21 protein-coding genes and 1 pseudogene are annotated in these 23,467 nt (G+C 60.8%); 21 read left to right on the forward strand and 1 reads right to left on the reverse strand.

The features are described from left to right. Positions 1–325: 325 nt before the first annotated feature. Complete coding sequence (locus OO730_RS05930; RefSeq protein ID WP_264983662.1) at positions 326–2,203, forward strand: sensor histidine kinase; 1,878 nt, start codon at positions 326–328, stop codon at positions 2,201–2,203. A gap of 21 nt (positions 2,204–2,224) precedes the next feature. Here the strand turns inward: OO730_RS05930 and OO730_RS05935 are convergent, their stop codons facing one another. Beyond that, positions 2,225–2,446 carry a hypothetical protein gene (locus OO730_RS05935; protein ID WP_264983663.1) on the reverse strand — a complete coding sequence of 74 codons (222 nt, stop codon included), beginning with the start codon at positions 2,444–2,446 and terminating at the stop codon, positions 2,225–2,227. An 809-nt stretch (positions 2,447–3,255) separates the two neighbouring features. Between OO730_RS05935 and hmcA the strand changes: the two genes are divergently transcribed. The 20 genes and pseudogenes from hmcA (at position 3,256) to OO730_RS06025 (ending at position 23,422) form a co-directional block, all read left to right on the forward strand. Next, a complete protein-coding gene (hmcA, locus tag OO730_RS05940; RefSeq protein WP_264983664.1) occupies positions 3,256–4,830 on the forward strand; it encodes a sulfate respiration complex hexadecaheme cytochrome HmcA in 1,575 nt (524 codons plus the stop codon). Positions 4,831–4,845: 15 nt separating this feature from the next. After that, complete coding sequence (gene hmcB, locus OO730_RS05945) at positions 4,846–5,901, forward strand: sulfate respiration complex iron-sulfur protein HmcB (RefSeq protein WP_264983665.1); 1,056 nt, start codon at positions 4,846–4,848, stop codon at positions 5,899–5,901. Further along, positions 5,902–7,077: a sulfate respiration complex protein HmcC gene (gene hmcC / locus OO730_RS05950; RefSeq protein ID WP_264983666.1), complete on the forward strand. Its 1,176-nt coding sequence runs from the start codon at positions 5,902–5,904 to the stop codon at positions 7,075–7,077. A 10-nt stretch (positions 7,078–7,087) separates the two neighbouring features. Next, positions 7,088–7,219: a sulfate respiration complex protein HmcD gene (gene hmcD, locus OO730_RS05955; RefSeq protein WP_264983667.1), complete on the forward strand. Its 132-nt coding sequence runs from the start codon at positions 7,088–7,090 to the stop codon at positions 7,217–7,219. 51 nt (positions 7,220–7,270) lie between these two features. Beyond that, positions 7,271–7,948, forward strand: a complete 678-nt coding sequence (gene hmcE / locus OO730_RS05960) for a sulfate respiration complex protein HmcE (protein ID WP_264983668.1) — start codon at positions 7,271–7,273, stop codon at positions 7,946–7,948. Positions 7,949–7,973: 25 nt separating this feature from the next. Beyond that, positions 7,974–9,365, forward strand: coding sequence for a sulfate respiration complex iron-sulfur protein HmcF (hmcF, locus tag OO730_RS05965; RefSeq protein ID WP_264983670.1), 1,392 nt, complete (start codon positions 7,974–7,976; stop codon positions 9,363–9,365). Between the two features lie 19 nt (positions 9,366–9,384). Continuing rightward, positions 9,385–10,278 (forward strand): universal stress protein, encoded by an 894-nt coding sequence (locus OO730_RS05970; protein ID WP_264983672.1) that lies wholly within the window; start codon positions 9,385–9,387, stop codon positions 10,276–10,278. Between the two features lie 125 nt (positions 10,279–10,403). Beyond that, complete coding sequence (gene divK / locus OO730_RS05975; protein WP_264983674.1) at positions 10,404–10,757, forward strand: DVU0259 family response regulator domain-containing protein; 354 nt, start codon at positions 10,404–10,406, stop codon at positions 10,755–10,757. Between the two features lie 142 nt (positions 10,758–10,899). Next, positions 10,900–11,256, forward strand: coding sequence for a DVU0259 family response regulator domain-containing protein (gene divK, locus OO730_RS05980; RefSeq protein ID WP_264983675.1), 357 nt, complete (start codon positions 10,900–10,902; stop codon positions 11,254–11,256). Positions 11,257–11,343: 87 nt separating this feature from the next. Beyond that, entirely contained in the window at positions 11,344–13,260 is a 1,917-nt protein-coding gene (locus OO730_RS05985) for a response regulator (RefSeq protein WP_264983676.1), read from the forward strand. A 73-nt stretch (positions 13,261–13,333) separates the two neighbouring features. After that, the gene (locus OO730_RS05990) at positions 13,334–13,777 is read left to right on the forward strand and encodes an RrF2 family transcriptional regulator (RefSeq protein WP_264983678.1); all 444 of its coding nucleotides are present in this window, start codon (positions 13,334–13,336) and stop codon (positions 13,775–13,777) included. Positions 13,778–13,808: 31 nt separating this feature from the next. Next, a complete protein-coding gene (locus OO730_RS05995) occupies positions 13,809–16,079 on the forward strand; it encodes a PAS domain-containing protein (RefSeq protein ID WP_264983679.1) in 2,271 nt (756 codons plus the stop codon). 225 nt (positions 16,080–16,304) lie between these two features. Continuing rightward, positions 16,305–16,877: a NapC/NirT family cytochrome c gene (locus OO730_RS06000; protein ID WP_264983680.1), complete on the forward strand. Its 573-nt coding sequence runs from the start codon at positions 16,305–16,307 to the stop codon at positions 16,875–16,877. Between the two features lie 9 nt (positions 16,878–16,886). Then, positions 16,887–18,272 carry a multiheme c-type cytochrome gene (locus OO730_RS06005; protein ID WP_264983681.1) on the forward strand — a complete coding sequence of 462 codons (1,386 nt, stop codon included), beginning with the start codon at positions 16,887–16,889 and terminating at the stop codon, positions 18,270–18,272. A 167-nt stretch (positions 18,273–18,439) separates the two neighbouring features. Further along, the gene (locus tag OO730_RS06010) at positions 18,440–19,579 is read left to right on the forward strand and encodes a PAS domain-containing sensor histidine kinase (RefSeq protein ID WP_264983683.1); all 1,140 of its coding nucleotides are present in this window, start codon (positions 18,440–18,442) and stop codon (positions 19,577–19,579) included. A 6-nt stretch (positions 19,580–19,585) separates the two neighbouring features. Continuing rightward, positions 19,586–20,968: a sensor domain-containing diguanylate cyclase gene (locus tag OO730_RS06015; protein ID WP_264983684.1), complete on the forward strand. Its 1,383-nt coding sequence runs from the start codon at positions 19,586–19,588 to the stop codon at positions 20,966–20,968. A gap of 38 nt (positions 20,969–21,006) precedes the next feature. Continuing rightward, complete coding sequence (locus OO730_RS16230; RefSeq protein ID WP_323373370.1) at positions 21,007–21,459, forward strand: hypothetical protein; 453 nt, start codon at positions 21,007–21,009, stop codon at positions 21,457–21,459. A 12-nt stretch (positions 21,460–21,471) separates the two neighbouring features. Next, a pseudogene (locus OO730_RS16235) lies at positions 21,472–21,654 on the forward strand (thioredoxin family protein); the annotation flags it as partial. Further along, positions 21,634–22,695: an NAD(P)/FAD-dependent oxidoreductase gene (locus tag OO730_RS16240; RefSeq protein WP_323373379.1), complete on the forward strand. Its 1,062-nt coding sequence runs from the start codon at positions 21,634–21,636 to the stop codon at positions 22,693–22,695. The pseudogene OO730_RS16235 and the gene OO730_RS16240, both read left to right, overlap by 21 nt. A 163-nt stretch (positions 22,696–22,858) precedes the next feature. After that, positions 22,859–23,422 carry a VPLPA-CTERM sorting domain-containing protein gene (locus OO730_RS06025; RefSeq protein ID WP_264983686.1) on the forward strand — a complete coding sequence of 188 codons (564 nt, stop codon included), beginning with the start codon at positions 22,859–22,861 and terminating at the stop codon, positions 23,420–23,422. The last annotated feature ends 45 nt before the right edge of the window (positions 23,423–23,467 follow it).

Genomic DNA, 23,467 nt, shown 5'->3' on the forward strand with positions numbered 1-23,467 from the left:
CATGAAGGGAACACCAAATCTGATCGGCGGTCCCGAATGGGTTACGCCCTGCCTTTGCGTAACACACCCTTTTGGGAAAAAAAACGAATTCCGGTTGACGACGTCTGAACGGCCAGGAACTGAAGCGACCGGACAGGAGGTGCTGTTTCAAGGTGAAGCACCCGGCTTAGCGGGTGGTTTGTATTGTGAGACGGTCCACTCGTCCTCTCCAGGCAATTTTACGGCGTGCGCATTATAATCAGAATAATCCGATGAAGGATGGCCTCAAGGGCCGCCTTGGGTTATCCTCGCGTCCACACAACAACCACACTTCACGGATAGGGCCATGATCTTCACGTTGACCGCCATACGCACCTGCCTTCTTATGCTGACTCTGGCAGCGCTCCTGCTCGTCGGGAAAAACCCTAATGTACGAAGGGGTACGGGATGGGGATTCGTCACCCTCGGGTTCGGCATCGTCGCCCTAGGCAGCATGTTGCAGTTGGGGGCTCACGCACCGTTTCTGCAAAGCTACACCGTATTCGGCGACCCTGACACCAACAAGATCATCGCTGAAATTTTCGGCTTTTACCTGGGCATCTGCTTCGTCTTCATCGGCCTGTGGAAACTGGGCCCGATCCTGTACAAATTTTTTATTTCAGAAAAAAAACTGAGCGAAAGCGAACGCAATTTCCAGACAATCATCGACACCACGATTGAAGGTCTCGTTATCATCAAGGATGGATGCATCGTTTTTGCCAACCCGAGCCTGGAAAAGATGTTCGGCGTCAGCCCCGGCGAACTGATCGGCGCAAGGGCCATGGATTTCATCGTCAAAGAGGATCATGACAGGGTGTACTCCCGGCGGGACGACATTATCGCCCACAAGGACGGGAAAAACATTTCGGAATACCGGCTGCTCAATACAAACGGTGAAATCCGTTCGGCCCTGATATCCTCCCAGTACATCAACTGGAAGGGAGAGGACGCATTCCTGAGCGTCATTTCCGACATTACCGAGCTCAAACAGGTCGAGGAAAGTCTCTCGGCCATAGCCAACACGGCTGCGGAAGCCATCGGCATCTTCCAGGACGAATACCTGGTCTACTGCAACCCGGCCATGATCACCACCTTCGGCTATACTTTCGCGGAGTTGCAAAACAAGCCCTTCCACCAATTCGTCCATCCCGACGACCGGGCCATGCTCTACGAGCGCTACAACGCCCGACAGGCCGGGGAGGAGGTGCCGGCGCAGTATGATTACCGGCTCATCGGCAAGAACGGCGAGACCGTATGGGTCATGATCAGCGCAGGGATCACCCGGTGGAAAGGCAGGATCGCCACGGTCACGATCCTGACCAATGTCACGGACCGCAAAAAGGCGGAAGAGGCGGTTCGCCTGGCCAAGGAAGACCTGGAAATCCGGGTCGAGGAAAGGACCAGGGACCTGCGGGTGATCAACGACCAGCTCATCGCCATCAGCAATCAGAAATCGGCCTTCGTGTCCGCCGCCTCTCACGAGCTGCGGACCCCGCTCGCGTCGATTCTCGGATTTTCCGCCCTGGTCCGGAAAATCCTGGACAAACATGTCGCCCCGACCGTCAACGACCCGGCCCTGGAAGAAAAGATCGGGGTGGCCCTGGAGAACCTGGACATCATCAAACTGGAGGGCGACCGGCTGACGCGCCTCCTCGACGACATGCTCGACGTCAGCAAGATCGAGGCGGGCCAGGCGGACTGGAGAGACAAGCCGCTTTCGGTCCGGTCCATCGTGGACGACGCACTGGCCGTGTCCCGCATCAAGCTGGATGCCAAGCCGAAAGTCACGCTGAAGGCACAATCCGAGGATCCTTCGCTCCGCATTCTTGCGGACCCGGACCGCATCATGCAGGTCGTCACCAACCTGCTGGACAACGCCATCAAATTCACTGAACAGGGCGAGATCGTCATCTCGACCCGACTGGCGCGAAAAGACGTCCTGGAGTTTCGGATAACGGATACGGGGACCGGAATGACGGAAAGGGAACGGGGATTGGTTTTCCAGAAATACTATCAGGCCGAATCACCTTCCAAAGGCATCTCCAAAGCGCCCAAGGGAACCGGCCTCGGGCTGGCCATCTGCAAGGAGATCATCGAGCATTATCAGGGCATGATCGGCGTGGAGCCCGGCCCGGACGGAGTCGGCTCCAGCTTCTACTTCCGGCTGCCGCTGCTCAAGGATTAGGATCGAAAGCCCGACCCCGGGCTATTTGTCGCAACCCGACGGGTTGTCGCGGGTGTACCGACCGGTGGGCGTCACGGCGAAACGGTTGGCGACCATCTGGCGGCAGTCGGTGCAGTAGCAGTAGTAGTCGACGGTGTAAGCGCAATCGCACACAGGACAAAGCAGCTTGTTGCAGCCGGCGCACGCCACGCCCCTGGCGAGCAGGTTCTCGCCGCACCTGTGGCAAATATAGGGATTACTCATAGCTTTCATACACCTCATAATGACGGCCCCGCTGCCTGCTCCGGCTTCCTCGCCCAAGGGGAAACGGCAGGTCGGGCCATGGTTCGAGAATATTTCGCCAGCCGAAACCGGACAGATGAAAATGACGGCCTGCCCAGCCGGATCGTCCTGATATTTCGGATGGTTCTATATTTTTACCTACAATTCAGGTTGTTACGCAAACACTTTTTCTAGATTTTTTCTATAATCAATAAAATCAGCTGTTTGTATAAACAACCGAATCCTCCTGCCACCACCGAGCGGCCTGTAATCCCATGCCACCCCTTCCGATCCGCAGAATTTTGTCTTGGGAAAAACGGCCCGGCAAATAGTGACCTCCTCTTCCGCCGGCACCCCAAACTTTTTTCTGTTTTTTTTGTCTTAACCCTTAATTGCATACCTTTCGGGTATATTTTTATTCATTCGCAACTTTTTTCACAAACCCTTGTCGCGCCTGCCTCCAAGAGGTCAAGTGAAAACCATTTTCAAAAAACCTCCTTATCTGGTTCCACCATTATTCCAGCTAATTATATACAAAATAGGAATTGATCTTGTTTTATTTTTTTCCTTGACGACCCCTTCACAATTAACATACCGGGCCGGTATGGATTAAAAACCTCGCTGTCAGGTAGGTTTTTTAACCTGCCCAACTGGGAGGAATTTGAAACCAGATTTTTGCGCGGAAATTTTCCGCGCGTGGGGGGCCGGTAGAGGACCCGGAAACGGGCTCCACGAATCAGCCGAAAGGCGGGTTCATTGCCATCAACGCTTTTGAGGAAAGGGATCGACACATGGCAAACGGTAAACAGTTGCTGCGAATGACTGTCATCGTGCTCGCGATCGCCGGCGTGCTGGGCTTCAGAATGGAAGCCATGGGCATGCTGGAAAAAGCCGCCGACACCAAAGGGCGGCCCGACGTGATCATGATTGACACCATCGCCAAGATCGAGAAACTCGAACAGTCTGCAGCCGTGTTCAAGCACGACGCACACACCAAAGCCCTGAAGGACCAGGGCATGAGCTGCGAATCCTGCCACAAGAAGGACGCCAAGGGCGACATGGTCCTGGCATTCAACAGGCAGGGGGACGAGCTGTCCGCCGACGCACTCAAGGACATTTACCACGACGGCTGTATTTCCTGCCACGTCGAGTCCGGCGAAAAGGGATTCAAGACCGGCCCCATGGTGGGCGAGTGTCGCGGCTGTCACCAGGCTGCGCCCGAAGTGACCGGCGACCGCGTTGAAGCGGGCATGGACAACGCGCTCCACTTCTCCCACTGGGATTCCAAGATCATCCCGGCGGACGCGGGCAAGGACACCAACTGCGGAGCCTGCCACACCAAGCAGGGCGAGGAAGACGCCTGGCGCTTCAACGCCGAATTCGCGTCCAAGCCCGAGAACGAGGCCTACCACGCCAAATGTGTTTCCTGCCATCAGGGCCTGATCGAGAAGAAGGCCGAACGTTCCGGTCCGGTGCAGTGCGCCGGTTGCCACGGCAAAGAGGAAGTGGCCGCCCGCAAGGTTGAGGAGGCCAAGACCCTCAAGGCCATGGGCGAACTGCCCAGGTTGCCGCGCAAGCAGCCCGACGCGGTCCTCATGACCGCCAAGGTTGAAGGTCCGGCTCCCGAGAAGGTCACCGGCATGGCTGCGGTCGCATTTGACCACAAGCTGCATGAAGCCGGCGTGGACAACTGCCGCGTCTGCCACACCCAGGGCGTCAACGCTCCCATGGACAAGAGCTTCAAGGCCATGCACGACCTGACCTCGGACGCTTCCTGCGTCGGCTGCCACGCGGTCGAGCAGAAGAAGCCCGAGTGCGCAGGCTGCCATGCCCAGCGCCCGGTCGCCGAGGCCATGTCCGGCACCAGCGCCTCCTGCGTCGCCTGCCACAACGTGGGCACTGACGGGGAACCCTCCCTCGAACTGCTGGCCGCCGCTCCCAAGGAGATGCGGACCGCCGTGGCCGCCGAGGCCGTCGCCGCACGTCCCGAGAGCCACGCCATGGTGGAAGTCGCCGCCATTCCCGAGTTCGTGACCATCGGGTCCATCGCCGACAAGTACCAGCCGAGCAAGATGCCCCACCGCAAGATCGTGCTGAAGATCATGGACGGCATCAAGGACAGCCCGCTGGCCGCCTCCTTCCACGCCGCTCCCGAGGCCGTGTGCGCCGGTTGCCACCACAACAGCCCGGCCACCGTGACGCCGCCCAAGTGCGCGAGCTGCCATGCCAAGCCCTTTGAGGCCGAAGGCCGTCCCGGCCTGAAAGCCGCCTACCACGGCCAGTGCATGACCTGTCACACCGAAATGAAGCTCGAAAAGCCCGCCGCCACCGACTGCGCCGCGTGCCACGAGAAGAAAGCCAACTAACCGGAGGAGATTACGATGTTACGCAGAACATTCCTCGGATTGTTGGGCGCCGCAGGCGCGAGCGTCGCGCTTCCCATGTCGGCCAAGGCCGGAGGCAAGAAGTTCGGCCCTCACCCCGACACGCAGGGCGTACTCTTTGACGCCACCCGCTGCATCGGCTGCCGCCAGTGCGAAGCCGCCTGCAACGAAGTCAACGAACTGCCCGCACCCGACAAGAAATTCGACGATCTGAGCGTCCTCGACACCGAGCGCCGGACCGACGAAAAGACCTATACCATCGTCAACAAGTACCAGACCGAGACCGGCCCGGTGTTCCGCAAGTCCCAGTGCAACCACTGCCTGGAACCTGCCTGCGCATCCGCCTGCTTTGTCAAGGCGTTCAAGAAGGAACCCAACGGCGCCGTCAGCTACGACGCGTCCGTCTGTGTCGGCTGCCGCTACTGCATGGTCGCCTGTCCCTTCTCCATCCCGGCCTACGAATACGGCGAGCCCCTGACCCCGCGGGTCATGAAGTGCACCATGTGCGCTCCCCGCCTGGCCGAAGGCAAGCTGCCCGGCTGTGTGGAGCGGTGTCCCAAGGAGGCCCTGACCTTCGGACCGCGCGACGAGCTGATCAAGATCGCCCGCGCCCGCATCAACGCCTTCCCCGGCAAGTACGTGGACCACGTCTACGGCGAGCACGAGATGGGCGGCACCAGTTGGATGTACATCTCCGGCCAGCCGTTCTCCGAGATCGGCCTGCGCGAGGACCTGGGCACCGCGTCCGCTCCCGAGCTGACCGCCGGAGCCCTGGCGTCCGTGCCCATCGTCGTCGGCCTGTGGCCGGTGCTGCTGGGCGGCATCTACGCCGTGAGCAAGCGCAAGGACAAGATCGCCAACGACGAGCGCGTCATGGCCGTCAAGGACGCTTTGTCCAAGGCTGCGGATCAGGCCGAAAAGAAGCTCCACGAGGAGCTGTCCAAGGCCGAGACCGCCAGCCAGCGCCGCATCGAAGTCGAAGTCAAGAAGGCCGTTGAAGAGGCCCTCTCCGCCAAGGACGAGGACGCCGAAAAGAGCGAGGAGGAGGCCTAGATGTCTGCTGAAACCGTTGCGGCTGAAAAGAAATCCCTGTTCACGCCGTTCAATATCATCGCTGGAATCATCCTCATCGCCGGACTTGTCGTCACGGTGATGCGGTTCACCGGCGGCCTGGGCGCCGTCACCAACCTCGACCAGAACAACCCGTGGGGCATCTGGATCGGCTTCGATCTGCTCTGCGGCGTGGCCCTGGCGGCCGGCGGCTACACCACCTCCGCCGCCTGCTACGTGTTCGGTCTCAAAAAATACCATTCGGCCGTCCGCCCGGCCATCCTGACCGCCTTCCTGGGCTACGCCCTGGTGGTCTTCGCCCTGCATTACGATGTGGGTCGGCCGTGGCGTCTGCCATACCCCATCTTCGTGCAGCAGGGCACCACGTCCCTGCTGTTCGAAGTCGGTCTCTGCGTGTTCCTGTACCTGACCGTGCTGTTCATCGAATTCACCCCGGCCATGTTCGAATGGCTCGGCATGAAGAAGATCCGCAACGTCGTGGTCAAGCTGACCCTGGCCCTCACCATCATGGGTGTGGTCCTGTCCACCCTGCACCAGTCCTCCCTGGGCGCGCTGTTCACCATCGCCCCCTCGAAGCTGCATCCGCTCTGGTACTCACAGTACCTGCCGGTCTTCTTCTTCGTGTCGAGCATCTGCGCGGGGCTTTCCATGGTCATCTTCGAGGGCACGCTCTCCCACAAGCCCATGCACCACTTGATGGATGAAGAGTACCTGGACAACCACGATGGCCTGATTCTCGGTTTCGGGAAGGCCGCTTCCCTCGTGCTGTTCGGGTACTTTTCCATCAAGGTCATCGGCCTGGCATACGACAACAACTGGCACTACCTGACCACCGGCTACGGCGCGTGGTTCCTGGTCGAGATGCTCGGCTTCGTGGCCCTGCCCTCCTTCCTGTACGCCATCGGCGTCAGGGACAGGAGCATCCCGGTCATCAAATGGGCTGCGGCCTTGACCGTTCTCGGCATCGTGGTCAACCGGTTCAACATCTCCCTGGTGGCCTTCAACTACCAGCTGCCGTCTGCGCAGCGGTACTTCCCGAGCTGGGGCGAGATCACCATCTCCCTGTTCGTGGTCACCATCGGCGTGCTGGTCTTCCGGTTCGTCTCCACCCGTATGCCCATCTTCTACGAACATCCCGACTACAAGGGCGAGCACTAGGAGGCCCGATATGGAATTCTTCACACTCCAAGACTACTACACGTTCACCAAAGGCACCGTGTACCTGATCATGGGCGGAATTCTCGTGGGGGTCACCCTCTACTGGCAGTTCCTGATGGGCGGCAACAACAAGGACGACTAGGCTCACGCCTTCGTTTTTAACTAACGAATTGACAATCAAGGAGAAATGGAAATGTACGATTTCCTGACAGGGCCGATGCTCTGGGTGACCTTCCTCGTCAGCTTCGGCGGCCTGCTCGTCCGCGCCGTGATGTACGTTCGCGGCCTGAACTGGCAGCTCGACCGGGTGGCCTATCGCCCGAACATGAGCTACGGAATACGCGGCGCAATCCGCTCCATTCTGGCCTTCATCATACCGTTCAAGGCACAGGCGCAGCGTGAGCGTCCCGGTTTCACCATCATCTTCTTCGCTTTCCACATCGGCCTGCTGGTCACGCCGATCTTCCTGGAAGCGCACAACGTGATGCTTGAAAAAGCCTTCGGCTTCAGCCTGCCCACCCTGGGCACCGGCTTTGCCGACACGCTGGCGTGGATGTGCCTGGTCGGCGGCCTGTTCATGGTCCTGCGCCGGATCGCCTTCCCCGAAGTGCGTATCATCACCACTGCCTATGACTACCTGCTGCTCGTCATCACGCTTGCCCCGTTCGTCACCGGACTGATCGCACGCTACGAGATGGGCGACTACAACTTCTGGTTGATGGCTCACATCATCACCGGCGAAATCTGGCTCCTGAGCCTCCCCTTCACCAAGCTCAGCCACGCCATCCTGTTCTTCATGTCCCGCATGCAGCTGGGCATGGACTACGGCATCAAGCGCGGCGGCATGAAGGGCAGCGACTTTGCCTGGTAGCCGGTCGTAAAAAGGAGAAGCACCAATGCCTGAAGGTAAATTCTGCAATAAGACGCCCATCACCACCGACGAGCAGCTCAAGGCGACGCTCAACGACAAGGGCGGCAAGCAATACTACGAAGAAATGAACCACCTGGAGGTGGACTCGGAGAAACTCTGGGGCACCATTCAGAAAACCATGAAGTCCAGGCTCAAGACCTGGCTCGAGATCTGCGCCCACTGCGGTCTCTGCGCCGAGCCCTGCTTCCTGTACCAGGTCAACGGGCGCGTACCCGAGCAGGTTCCGTCCTACAAGATCCAGGCGACCCTTGGCCAGATCGTCAAGAAGAAGGGCAAGGTCGACAACGCGTTCATGCAGATGTGCATGGAGACCGCATGGTCCAAATGCACCTGCTGCAACCGCTGCGGCCACTACTGCCCCCACGGTATCGACATGGGTGTCATGTTCAGCTACCTGCGCGGCCTGCTCTACGGCCAGGGCTTTGTCCCCTGGGAACTGAAGATCGGCGCAGGCATGCACCGCGTGTACCGCGCCCAGATGGACGTCACCACCGAAGACTGGGTCGAGACCTGCGAGTGGATGGCCGAAGAGAACGAGGACGAATGGCCGGGTCTTGAAATCCCCGTCGACAAGGTCGGCGCGGACATCATGTACACCTGCAACGCCCGCGAGCCCAAGCACTACCCGGAAGACCTGGCCGAAGCGGCCATCCTCTTCCATGTGGCCGGCGAAAACTGGACCGTCCCTTCCGAGGGTTGGGAACAGACGTCCCTGTCCATGTTCGCCGGCGACTGGGAATGCTGCAAGGACAACGTGGCCAACGTCTACGCCGCCATCGAGCGCCTGAAGCCCAAGCGGGCCACCGGCACCGAATGCGGTCACGCCCACCGCGCAACCGTCATCGAAGGTCCCTACTGGATGGGTCGCGAAGACGGTCAGCCGCCGGTTCCCTTCCTGCACTACGTCGAGTGGCTCGCTGAAGCCCTGCGCGAAGGCAAGATCAAGATCGATCCCTCCAAGCGCATCAAGGAACCCGTCACCCTGCAGGACTCCTGCAACTACGTGCGCAACCAGGGGCTGAAGGACGTCACCCGCGAGATCATCAGCTATCTGGTGGAACCCGGTTACTTTGTCGAAATGGCCCCGTGCAAGGAACACAACTACTGCTGCGGCGGCGGCGGCGGATTCAACGGCATCGGCAAATACCGCGAACAGCGCAACATGGCACTTCGCAAGAAGATGGACCAGATTCTCGATACGGGCTGCAAGCTCGTCATCGCTCCCTGCCACAACTGCTGGGACGCCATCCGCGACCTGGAGGAAGAGTACGAGATCGGCATCCGATGGACCTTCCTCAAGCCGCTGGTCATCAAGATGATGGAAGTTCCCGAGCATCTGTTGCCCAAGGACGAGTAACCAAAGGACGAGGTGAGATATGTTCAAGAAGATTCTGCTGGCGACCAGCGGTGCTCCGTCCACCTTCGGCGCTGCCCGTGTCGCCTTTGACATGGCCAAGCGCTACGGGGCCGAAGTCGTGGTTCTCAATGTCATGGGAGTGCCCACCAAGGCGTTCTCGCACATCGTCAACGACGTGCGCACCGGCGAGGAGATCGAGGTCGACGAAGAGTACCGCTCCTGGGTCGAGGAAGAGCTCAAGACCACGTTCGAGAAACAGATCGAGACCGTTGAGTACTCGAAGATCGTCCTCACCACCGGCGTACCCAGCCGCGAGATTCTGCGCTGCGCCCGCGAAGAGGACGCCGACCTGATCGTCATGGGCGCCAGCTCCGGCGACTCCAGCGTGTACCGCAAGGGCTACCCCGGTTCCACCCTGCAGAAGGTGGCCAAGGCCGCCCGCTGCCCGGTGATGACCGTGCACCGCGAGACCGCTTCCTACTGGGGCGGCTTCTCCAACATCGTGTTCGCAACCGACTTCTCCAAACAGGCGGAAAGCGCATTCAGGTTCGCCCTGTCCTCCGCCAGGGAGATGGGCTGCGACCTGACCCTGCTCCACGCTCTGGACATCAGCGGCAAGGTGCTGGACCAGAACGAGATCGAGGACCAGCTCATCGCTGCCCGCGACCGCATCCGCGCCACCTACGTCCCCCTGATGGGCGACTTCAAGGACTTCGACATCGAAGTCTGGGAAGGCGTGCCCTACGTGGAGATCGTCAAGATGGCCCGCGAAAAGTCCGCGGACCTGATCGTCATGGCCCACCACAACCATGAGCTGGACCCGGAAAAGGCCCGCATCGGCTCCACCATGGAGCAGGTCATCCTGCGCGCCGGTTGCCCGGTGGTCAGCGTGTCCAAGCCCGACAAGGTCTAAACCAATGAGAAAAGCGCCCGGCCTTGGGGGCCGGGCGCACAAATATTAATGCCGCAGCCGGTCTTTGGCGGGACGACTGCGGCAATACAAGAATCCAAAGGATTCTGCGTACCAGGAGGATTATTATGGCAAAGAAGATTCTGATTGTCGACGACGACCAGGAAATCCGCTCTTATCTGTCCGAACTGCTCGGCGACAACGGCTATGAGACCGTGACCGCCGAGGACGGCTCCGAGGCCGTGGGGATCGCCAAGGCCGAAAAGCCCGACCTGATCACCCTGGACCTGGAAATGCCCAACGAATGGGGCCCCAGGTTCTACCGCAAGATCAGCCAGGACGAAGAACTGAAACGTACTCCGGTGGTGGTCATCAGCGGCCTCAACGCGATCAAGTACGCTATTCCCAAGGCAATCGCAAGTCTGACAAAGCCTTTCGAGCCTGCCCAGCTGCTGAAAATCGTCAAGGACGCAATCGGCTAGCCGGACGGACCGCCTTACATGCCGGCCCGCGCATTTTCCGGTGCGCGGGCCGGATTTTTGGAACTTGAACTGGGGCGCAGGTTGAGTATACGGTGCAGGCGTTGCGGGGCCCTCCCCACACCGCGAACCCAAGGTGGAGCCAATGCCGAAGAAGATCATGGTGGTGGACGACGACCCGGATATCGTCGATTACCTCATCAGTGTTTTTGAAGACCACGGATACGATACCTGCCGGGCCTCCGACGGAAAGTCGGCCTATGACGTGGCCATGGCCGAGAGGCCGGACCTCATCACGCTGGACATCGAGATGCCCCATGAATGGGGGCCGCGTTTCTACCGGCGGCTGACAAGCGAGGAGAAATTCTCGGACATCCCGGTGATCGTCATCAGCGGATTATCCGGGATACACTTGGCCATCAGACGGGCCGTGGCGACCATCAAGAAGCCATTCGACCCGGCGGATGTGATTCAGATCGTGCGCGAAGCGCTGGGTGAATAGACCGAACCAATCTGAAGGGCTGGAACTGGGCGGAGCCGGGATACACCGTGGGGGCGGTGCGGCGACGAACCATTCCGGGAGGGACAGATGGACTTCAGGAAATTGATGCTCGTGGATGACGAGGAGGGCGTTCGACGCTTCCTCGGTCTTTCCTTCATGGACCTCGGCTTCGAGGTCGAGACCGCCGAGAACGGCCAGGCCGCCCTGGCGCTGTTCGACGAATTTCAACCCCAGGTGGTCTTCACGGACATCAAGATGCCCGTCATGGACGGCATCGAACTCCTGAAGGGGATCAAGGAAAGGGCCCCGGAAACCGAAGTGATCATGATCACCGGCCACGGAGACATGGACCTGGCCATCGAGTCCCTCAAGCACGACGCCTCGGACTTCATCACCAAACCCATCAACCACGACGTCCTCGAGTTCGCCCTACAGCGCGCCAGGGAACGCTTCACCATGCGCAACCAGCTTCGGGAACACACCGAAAACCTGGAAAAGCTGGTCGAGGAAAAGACCCGGCGCATCGTGGAGCTGGAACGGCAGAACGCCGCCTCCCAGGTGGTCAAGGGCCTCTCGGACGCCTTGTCCGACGCCACCCGATCCGTGGAGACGGGCGGCGGGCTGTTCAACGAGCTGCCCTGCCTGGTCTCCATCCACAACCGCTATCTCGAAATCGTGGCCCACAACACCCTGTTCGAGGAACGCCTCGGCAACCGGGTGGGCGACAACTCCTTCGACATTTACTCGGACCGGACCTCCCCGGGCAACGCATGCCCGGTGCAGAAGACCTTCGAGACCGGCAAGGGCCAGCGCAGCAAGGAGACATTCCTCAGCCGCGAGGGCGAGGAGATCCCGGTCACGGTCTACACGGCCCCCATCCCGGGCAACAACGGCGACATCGAGCTGGTGCTCGACATCTCCGTGGACATGACTGAGCTCCAGCGCCTCAAGGACGAGTTGCTGACCACCCAGTATAAATACCAGCGCCTCTTCGACGAGGCACCCTGCTACATCACGGTGCAGAACCCCGACCTTTCCATCGCCGAGGCCAACAAGCGGTTCGTCGAGGACTTCGGCGAGGCCGCGGGCAAGCCGTGCTTCGCCTACTACAAGCACCGCGACGAACAGTGCCAGGACTGCCTGATCAAGAAGACTTTCAAGGACGGCCGGTCCCGTCAGCGCGAGACAGTGGTCACCACCCTGTCCGGCGAACAGAAGAACATGCTGGTCCAGAGCGCGCCCGTCCACGATGCCTCGGGCAAGGTGGTCCAGGCCATGGAGATGTCTACCGACATCACCGAGATCCGACGGTTGCAGGACCACCTGACGTCGCTTGGCATCATGCTCGGCTCCATGTCCCACGGGGTCAAGGGCATGCTCACCTCGCTGGACGGCGGCATCTACCGGCTGGAGTCCGGCCTGAAAAAGAACGATCAGGAACGCGTGGACGCGGCCACCAAGACCCTCAAGGCCATGATCGGCCGGGTCAAGAAAATGGTCCTCGACATATTGTATTACGCCAAGTCCCGCGAGCTGGAGACCGAGAAGGTGGACGCCACCGGGTTCCTCAGGGACACGGCCTCCATTGCCGAGGCCAAGGCCGACGCCGCCTGCGTCGAGTTCGCCTGCGACGTGCCCGACGACCTGGGCGAGCTGAATGTGGACACCGCTGCCATGTCGGCGGCCCTGGTCAACTTCCTGGAAAACGGTGTGGACGCCGTCGAGTGCAGGGAAAACGGCCGGGTGGAGCTGACCGCCCGCCGCGAGAACGGGGCCCTGGTCGTCACCGTGTCGGACAACGGCATGGGCATGGACCGGGAAACCCGGGAAAAGATATTTACGCTGTTCTTCTCCTCCAAGGGAAAGAAGGGCACGGGCATCGGCCTGTTCATCTCCAACCAGACCATTGAACGCCACGGCGGCTCCATCTCGGTGGACTCCGTGCCGGACAGGGGATCGACCTTCACGATCACCCTGCCGGACAAGGCGGCACGATCCATTTGATGGTCCGGGGGTTTTTCCCTATGCTTGGACGACGCATCCCGCGCATCCACCTTCGCCCCCAGGAACGGACTCAATGAAACTGACCACGCGCAGCAGATACGGCACCCGGTTGCTTCTGGACATCGCCCTCAACTCGGAGGACGGCGCTCCCGTGCCGAGCAAGGACACGGCCGAACGGGAAAACCTGTCTCTCAAGTACCTCGAGAAACTCATCAAGATGCTCAAGCAGGCGGGCTACGTCACTGGTAAGCGCGGCCCCAACGGCGGCAACGTGCTGGTCCGGAAACCGGAGGACATCTCCATCGGCGAGGTGGCCCGCATCCTGGACGGCGAGGAGCAGGTGCTGGACTGTGAATGCGACGTGTCCACCTGCCCGCGCGCGGCGGTCTGCCTCAGGCGGTCCATCTGGGACGACGCGTCCGTGGCCATGTACAAAATGCTCGACTCATATTCCCTGGCCGACCTGATGAAGGACGCCCACCTGTGCCCCGAGAACCCGAAACCGGCGGCCAGGTAAGCAACCCGGCAACGCCCCGATGGGAGGTGGGATGCTGTTCAAGCGCTTTCGCGAAAGCCTGATCGCCAAGATGATCCTGTCCGGCGGGGTCACTCTGCTCCTGTGCATCTTCCTGTGGGCCGGGTTCAACGTCTATTTCTACAAGCGCAACGTGGTCACGGGCGTCATGTCGGACATCGAACTGGTATCCGACACCATCCTGCTCGCCCTGCACTACGCCATGATGCTCGACTCCGAAGAGGACATCAAAGAGAACATCAACAACATCGCCAAGCAGGAAGAGATCCGGACCATCCGCGTTTACAACAAGCAAGGGCGCATCGTCTTTTCCAACGCCCCCGGCGAGGTCGGCACGCTCATCACCATGGATTCCCCGGAATGCTGGACCTGCCATCAGTACACGCCCACTCCGCCCGCCATGCCCCTGAACGAGCGGACGCGGATGCTCGAAGACCCCGACGGCAACCAACTCATGGCCATCATGACCCCCATCGCCAACTCCGAGGGGTGTTCCCCCGGACCCTGCCACGTGCACGGCGAGGACGAGCAGATCCTCGGGCTGCTGGACGTGACCGTGTCCATGACCGAAAAAAACGCCATGATCCGCATGTTCCAGCGGGCCAACATGGGCATCTCCCTCCTCGTGTTCGCAGCCACCTTCCTGGCCCTGTTCACCTTTACCTTCAAGTTCATCTACCGCCCCATCAAACGGTTCATCTCGGCCACCCGGCACATCAGCGGCGGTGAATCCTTCACCGACATCGACATCGGCCAGGTGGACGAGATCGGCACCCTGGGCGAGGCCTTCAACGTCATGGGCCGCCGGGTCACGGAAAAGCACCGGGAGCTCATGGAGCAGCGCGAGGAGTTCCGCAACCTGTTCGACAACGTGCCCTGCCTGGTCTCGGTGGTGGACACCGACTACCGCGTCATCCGCCACAACGGGGCCTATGAGCGCCACTTCGGCCTGCCCCAGGGCAAGCGCTGCTGGCAGATCAACAAGGGGCGGCTGGAAAAATGCGAGGCCTGCCCCGTGGACAACACGTTCCGCGACGGGCTCTCCCATATGAGTGAGGAGTCCGGCCTGTCCAAGGAAGGCAACCCGATCCACTGGATCGTTTACACCTCCCCGGTGCGCGACAAGGAAGGCAAGGTGGTGGCCGCCATGGAGATGATGATCGACATCACCCGGCGCAAGGAGCTTGAATCCAAGCTGGCCGCATCCGAGCACCGCTACCACGCAATCTTCGACTCCATCCCCAGCGCGGTCTTTGTCCTGGACCTCGAGACCCTGGAGATCCTCCACTGCAACGAGTCGGCACAGGACATCTACGGCTGGACCCTGGACGAGCTGCGCGGACGATCCTTCATGCAGTTCTTCCGCGAGGGCGAGGCCGCCGACTGGGAGGCCCCCCTGCGCACCTGGCCCGAGATCGAGCTGTGCACCCACGTGACCCGGTCGGGCGACCCCATCTTCGCGGTGGTGCGCATCTCGCCCACCCGGTTCGAAGACCGGGACACCCTGATCGTCACCTGCACGGACGTGACCAAGAAGACGGAGGCCGAGCAGCAACTCATCCAGGCGAGCAAGATGACCACCCTGGGCGAGATGTCCACGGGCGTGGCCCACGAGCTCAACCAGCCCCTGACCATCCTCAAGGCCATCGCCAACCTGCTCTCGCGCAAGGTGGCCACCAAATCGCCGCTCGACCCGGAGATCATGGAGGAGATGGCCAGCGGCATCAACACCCACGTGGACCGGGCCGCCAAGATTATCGAGCACATGCGCGACTTCGGCCGCAAGTCCGACCTCAAGACCATGCCCGTGCAGATCAACGAGGTTCTGGAGCGAGGCTTCGAATTCTTCAGCCGCCAGCTCGAGGTCCACAACATCAACGTGGTCTGGGAACTTGAGCCGGATCTGCCCGTGATCCTGGCCGACTCCAACCGGCTGGAGCAGGTGGTCATCAACCTGCTGCTCAACGCCCGCGACGCCATCGAGGAGCGCTGGAAGGGAGAAGGCGGCGGCGCTGACAAGCGCATCCACATCACCTCGTTCAGCACCGAAGACGCGATCGCCTTTCGGGTCTGCGACACCGGCGCGGGCATCCCCGACTCCATCCGGGAACGGCTCTTCGAACCCTTCTTCACCACCAAGAACGTGGGCAAGGGAACGGGGCTTGGGTTGTCCATCTCCTACGGCATCGTCTCCGACTACGGCGGGGACATCAGGGCCGTGCCCTGGGAAGCCGAAGGAGCCTGTTTCGAGATATCCTTCCCCAGAGCCGAGTGCGAATTATAACACACCGTTACCATTGAAACTTGAACGGCAGGAATGAAAATTCCTGCCGTTTTCACTTGTTATGGCCCACTCCCTACTCCACCGGTCTTCACTATCCAATACAGATAAAACTGATTTTGTAATGGCTTTTTCGCCCAAGTTTGCTACAGGTAAAGCTATCTCTCTATATCGTGGCCGGGGGCACGTGGCGCGATAACGGAGAAACCCTTTCAAGCTGGAGGAGGTATGAAGCGACAGACCAAATCGATCCTTTTGGTTTTGTGCGGTATCCTGATCGCATTTCCACTCTTCAGCATGACCTACTACACCATGGTCAGGACCTCGACGCCGGAGTTTTGCGGCTCCTGCCACGAGATCCGCCCTGCGGTCATGGCCTGGAAAATGTCGACACACGTGAACAACGGGCAGGGATTCGTGGCTGACTGCATGGACTGCCACCTGCCCGCGCCCCAGGACACGTTCGACTTCTTCTTCGCCAAGACGGCCCACGGCCTCAAGGACGTGGTTTCCCACTTCACGGGCGGAGCGGAATCCTACGACAGGAAGGTCATGCGCGAGCGCATCTGGGCGACGATGAAAAACGACCAGTGCATGAAATGCCACCGGAACATCCTGCACATGCCCGGAAAACGCGGGGCCATGCTGGCGCACCGGCGCGTCCTCTACAATGAGGGCGGCACCGAGTACCGCTGCACGGACTGCCACAGGGATCTTGTTCACAGGGACCGGCAATTCTTCGACTACAAGCAGTTCAGCGCCCCCTACCGGGCGACCGGACTGTCGACACTGGGCATCTAGGAGGTATCCATGTATCGGAAAGCGATTCTCACACTGACAGCGCTGCTGGCCGTCCTCGGATTGTTCGCCGTGACCGCCACCGCGCAGAATTTCCCAAAAGTGCGCGAGCTGCGCATGGACCGGGCCATCCCGCCCCAGGGCAAGGCCTGCATCGAATGTCACAAACAGGAAAGCCCCGGCATCTTCGCGGACTGGGCCATGAGCCGCCACGCGGCGGCGGGCATCACCTGTCTGGACTGTCACCAGGCCGAGCCCGGCGACCAGGACATCAGCATCGACCACGAGAAGTACTACTCCAGGGGCGACCTGCCCATGGGCGAGAAGCAGTACTTCGTGCCCATCGCCTCCCCTGTGACACCCAAGGACTGTTCCCGGTGCCACCCGGACGAGGCCAAGCAGTATGCCAAGAGCAAGCACGCCAACACCATCGAGATCATGTGGAAGCTCGATCCGTGGCTGAACAAGGGCATGAACTCGGATAACGAGCGCAAGACCGGCTGCTACTACTGCCACGGCACCATCCTCAAGATGAAGGACGGCAAGCTCGATCCGGACACCTGGCCCAACGTGGGCGTGGGCCGCCTGAACATGGACGGCTCCCTCGGCTCCTGCACCAGCTGCCACACCCGCCACCGGTTCGCGGTCATGGAAGCGCGCAAGCCCGAGACCTGCGGCCAGTGCCACCTCGGCCCGGACCATCCGCAGATCGAGATCTACAACGAGTCCAAGCACGGCGACATCTACCAGGCCTTCAAGCACGAATACAACTTCGACTCCGCGCCCGGCGCCTGGACTCCCGGCGTGGACTACCGCGCCCCGACCTGCGCCTCCTGCCACATGTCCGGCTCGGGCAACCAGGCCACCACCCACGACGTGACCGAGCGGTTGTCCTGGGAAACCCAGGCCCCGCTGACCGTCCGCCCGCAGGACTTCAAGCCGTTCCCGTCCGGCACCGACTGGCAGGTGGAACGCGACAAGATGAAGGACGTCTGCAAGCAGTGCCACGGACAGGCCTGGATCGACTCCTTCTACGGCCAGCTGGACAAGGCGGTCGAGGAATACAACGAGGTCTACTTCAAGCCCGCCAAGAAGATGCTCGACGAGCTGTACGAAAAGGGCAACCTCGACAACACCACGTTCTTTGACGAGAACCTGGAGGTCCAGTTCTACGAACTGTGGCACCACGAGGGCCGCCGGGCCCGCATGGGCTCGGCCATGATGGCCCCGGACTACGCATGGTGGCACGGCTTCTACGAATGCAAGCACCGCTACAACCACTTCATGGAAGAGGCGCGGCACCTGCTCGAAACCAACACCAAGGCTTACAAGTACCCCGACTTCCCGAACACCGGCGGCGACACCACCCGTCCGCCCGCCATCTTCGGCAACCAGTAGGCTCCTGCGAACAATAAAAAGGGGCGCTTCGGCGCCCCTTTTTCATCCTCCCCACCCTCATCGAGCCATGTCAACTCCAAGAGATCATTGACCTGAGCCGTAATTGTCGTAATAGTCATTCATACTGGAAGTGTTGAGCAAACCCAAACCTATCCGAGAGGATGCACATGCAGACAACGGGACACGACCTGCCCACACGCTTCGCCTCGCCGGAGAGGCTGCCCGTAGCCGCCGTGAAGGCGGAGGCCCGGCACTTGCGAAACGAACCTCTCATCAACTGGTTCGACGCCATGCCCATCCCCATGGTGGTGATCAACGACCACAGGCAGATCCTCTTCAGCAACGAGGCCTTCTGCGCCGTCTCCCTCAAAACGGAGTGCACCGACGTGCTGGGACTCAGGCCGGGGGAAGCCCTGGACTGCATACACGCCCACGTGATGGAGGCAGGCTGCGGCTGTTCCGATTTTTGCTCGGCCTGCGGCGCGGCCATCGCCATAATCAAGAGCCTTGAAGGCACTGCCGACTGCAAGGAGTGCCGCATGATGCGCCTGGAACAGGGCGCGGAGGTGCCCCTGGATCTCCAGATCTTTACCCGCCCGGTGGACCTCAACGGTTCCTCCCTGACCGCTATCTTCGCCCTGGACGTCAGCCACGAGAAACGGCTCGCCTACCTGAACAGGACCTTTTATCACACCCTTGTCAACGGGGTCGGCGGCATCAGCGCACTGGTCGACCTCATGGATCCCGACGCGGACAACGGCTCCCTCCTCGAACTACTGGAGGACGCCTCCCTGCGGACCCTCAGAAAAATCCTGTATCACCGGGACATCGAGACCGCGGAACAAGGCCGCCTGGCCGTGGACATGGAAGCCATCGACAGCGACGAATTTCTCCGCTCCATGGTCAAGGAGGAATGCCGCCTCAGGAACACCCAGCACAGCTGTGCCGAGGTAGACGTTTCCTGCGGGGAAATGTGGGCGGACAGACGCATACTGGGACACGTCCTGGGCAACATGCTCGAAAACGCCCTGGAGGCCCGCGAGGAAAGCCCCGGCAGGATCACATTGGCCTGCACCCGCCTGGACGACGGTCGGGTGGTCATTTCCATGCGCAATCCCGGGGCCGTGCCGCCGAACATCCGAAAGCAGATGTTCAAGCGTTACGTGTCCACCAAGTCGCAGGACCGGGGCCTGGGCACCTATGTAATGAAACTCTTCACCGAACGATACCTGGGCGGGGAAGTGGCCTTCTCCTCGGAAAACGGCGAGACCACCTTCACGGTAACACTCCCCGCACCCCCCAAGTGAGATTCCATGGCAGACAAGACAACACAGCAGGAACTTCAGGAGGCGCTCGAACGCATCGAGGAGCTGGAATCCGACCTGGCCTCTCTGGACCAGCAATGCTTCCTCCAGGATATCGAGCAGGACAAGGCGCGCGCCAAGCTTATTCGATACGAACGGATCATCTCCTCGACCCCGGACCTCATCGCACTCGTGAACAAGCATCACCGATTCCGGATGGCCAACGACGCCTTTGCGGCCAGCTTCGAGATCAGCCAGGAAAACGTCATCGACCTCCACATCTCCGACGTCCTGGGCAAGGATCTATATGAATCCGTCATCAGGGCACGGCTGGACCGGGCCCTTGAAGGGGAAACGGTCGTGGTCGAAAACTGGATAGACCTGCCCAAACAGGGCAAGCGTTTTCTCGCCACCACCTACCACCCCGTGATTGTGGAAGGCACGGATATCGATTACGTGGCCGTGGACTCCCGGGACATGACCGAGCTCAAGATCAAGGAAGAGGACCTCCAGGCCACGGCCCGGCGGCTGGACCTGGCCACCGATGCGGGCAACATCGGCATCTGGGAACGGGATTTCCTGACGAACCGGAATTACTGGGACAAGAAGATGTACGAGCTCTACCGGGTCAAGCCGGGGGAATTCGACTCCATCTACGAAGGCTGGCGTTCCCGCATCCACCAGGATGACCTCCCGGAAGTGGAACGGAAGATGGCGGAAAGCGTCGAGACAAAACAGCGGTACGAGATGGAATACCAGCTGACCTGGCCCGACGGCGACGTCCGCATCATCAGGTCGGCCTGGACCGTCCAGGCGGGCGAGGACGGCTCGCCCGTGCGCATGACCGGGGTCAACTGGGACGTCACCGTGCACCGGCGGATGGAAAACGAGCTGCGTCTGCTCGCATCCACCGACCCCCTGACAGGCGCAAGCAACCGCCGCCACTTCATGAGCCGGCTGGAGGACGAGCTGGAACGGTGCAAACGGTACGGGACGCGCATGGTCCTGCTCTCCCTGGACATCGACCACTTCAAGGACATCAACGACACGTTCGGCCACCCGGCGGGCGACGTGGTGCTCAAGGACATGGTCGCGCTGTGCACCCGGACCCTGCGCACCACGGATGTATTCGGCCGCGTGGGCGGCGAGGAATTCCTGGCCGCGCTCACCCTGACCGGCCTCGCTGCAGGTCAAAGAACGGCCGAAAGGCTCCGCAAGGGCATCGAGGACCTCGTGGTGAATGTTGACGGCAAGTCCATCACCTTCACCATCTCCATCGGCATGACCGAGTTGCTGAGCACGGATCAAACCATCGACCCCCTGCTCCACCGGGCCGACGAAGCGCTTTACAAGGCAAAGAACAACGGCCGCAACAGGATCGAGACAGTCTGATCCGCGCACACCCCTGAAAACAGAGTGAGGTTGTATCCATGGCTCCCCTTTTCCAGAAAGACCAACCCGACGACTGGTTCCTGCCCAAGGATGTCCGCACCCAGCTGGCAGAGACCTTCAAAAATCTTGACGGCGACGTTGTCCTGGAGACCTTCACCCAGACCGGAGTCAACGACGAGTTCGCGGACTACACGCTCAAGTTCTGCGCGGACCTGGCCCGGTTGTCCGACAGGATCAGCACGCGGAACTTTGCCATCCCGTCCGACCGCGCGAAAAAGCTGGGCGTCACTGCCGCCCCCACCCTGTGCCTCAACCCCGACGACTGCCACATCCGCTTCCTGGGCGCGCCGGTGGGCGAAGAAGGCAAATCCCTGATCACGGCCATACTGCTCCTTTCCCTTGGCAAATCCGCCCTGTCGGAACTTTCCGTCCAACTCCTCGACGGACTGAAAGAGGAGCGCCTGGCCCAGGTGTTCGTCTCCCCCACCTGACCGTATTGTCCCGGACAGGTCATGTCCGCCATCAAATGCGCCATCGCCAAGCCCGAGCTGGTCAGGGCCGAATGCATAGAGAAGAACGAGAACCCGGAACTGGCCGAGCGATTCGAGGTCGGCTCCGTGCCCCACACCGTGTTCAACGAGGGCGCGCACCAGGGCCTCGGCCTGATGCCGGAGGAGCGGTTCGTTGCCGAACTCATCTACCTGAAATCCGCAGAGGAACTCCTGGACCAGGGCCTCCTGCCCGGCCAGGAGGAAGGCAAGGCCCCGTCCGGATTCGGCACCATCGAGCCGGGCGAGGTGGACCTGGTCATCATCGGGGCAGGCCCCGCCGGGTTGACCGCGGGCATCTACGCCGTCCGCGCCGGGCTCAAGGCCGTGGTCCTCGAGAAGCACATCGTGGGCGGCCAGGTGGCCCTCACCCCGGTGGTCGAGAACTATCCGGGCTTCACCTCCGTGCCCGGCAAGCAGCTCATGGACATCATGAGCGAGCACGCGCGCGAATACGTGCCCGTGCACGAGGGCGAGGGAGTGGAATCCATCGAGATGGGCGACCTGGCCAAAGGCGAATCCATCATCGTGACCACCAACCGCGGCACCTATTCGGCCAAGGCGGTCATCCTGACCATGGGCGCGGCCTACCGCAAACTCGGCGTGACCGGCGAGGACAAGTACTTCGGACACGGCATCAACTACTGCGCTTCCTGCGACGGCTACCTGTACAAGGGCAAATCCGTGGCCATCATCGGCGGCGGAAACACCGCCCTGACCGACGCCCTGCACCTCAAGAACCTCGGCGTGGACGTGACCATCATCCACCGCCGCGACAGCTTCCGTGCCCAGAAACCGCTTCAGGATTCCCTTGAGCGCGAGGGCATCCCGGTCCTCTGGAACACCGTGATCGACGAATTCCAGGGCGACGGCAAGCGGGTGAACAACCTCAGAATCCGCAATCTCATGACCCGGGCCGTGTCCGACCTGCCCGTGGACGGGGCCTTCGTGGCCATCGGCCAGGTGCCGGCCACCGAACTGGCCAAGTCCCTCGGCGTGGAACTCAAACCCGATGGTTTCATCAAGGTCGGCCCGGACATGCGCACCAGCGTGCCCCGCGTCTACGCCGCAGGCGACCTGACCGGCGGCCTGCAGCAGATCGTCACCGCCATCGGCGAAGGCTCCATAGCCGCCATGTCCGCTTTCGAGGATGTCAGCCACCCGTATTGGAAGGAGTAGTGACCGGACCTATTTCGGGAAGGGGAACGGGGAGTCCATTTCGACTCTTCCGATTTTTCAGGACTGTTGCGCGGCACGAACGGCTTGACGGGTCAACATCATGAAATAAAACAATAGGAACAAATCTTGCTGAAGCAATTCCCACTAAAAAAGGAAGGAATCTATGCTCGCATTTGTCCGTTGCTCAATGATCATGGCCCTCGCCCTGCTTGCCTTTGGAACGCATTCAGCCCTTGCCGCGTATGTCACGGATTTCACCGTCGGCGCAAGAACCGGATCGGATCTGAATACTCTCTCCGCCCATGCCTACGATACCGGCGTCTCCGTGCAGGCGGGGCAGACGCTGTCCGTCACGGTCGATCCGGACTCGAGATGGAGCATCAGGACCAAGACCAGCGGGTGGAAAATCACCGCCGACGGCGTCGAAGATCCGGTAACGATCACCGGGGACATGGGCACCGGCTCGTTCAAACGCGGAACCCTTGTCGGCTATTTCCTCGGTAACGACGGCACGACCACCACCGGCTATCTCGGCATCGGAACGGCGGGCCTTGACTGGACGGCGACCTTTGACGGGACCCTGTTCATGGTTTGCTGGGACACCTATTTCGCGGACAACTTTCACTCCCTTGACACGTCCATTTCCGTCACCCCCATCCCCGGCGCCGCATGGCTGCTCGGGTCTGGCCTGATCGGGCTGATCGGGTTGAGAAGAAAAAAGGCATAGCCCAGCCATTAGACAAAACACAAATAGCCCTTGGTAAGGTCTTCC

Origin of the sequence: Pseudodesulfovibrio portus (genome assembly GCF_026000375.1) — a bacterium.
Taxonomy (GTDB): domain Bacteria; phylum Desulfobacterota; class Desulfovibrionia; order Desulfovibrionales; family Desulfovibrionaceae; genus Pseudodesulfovibrio; species Pseudodesulfovibrio portus.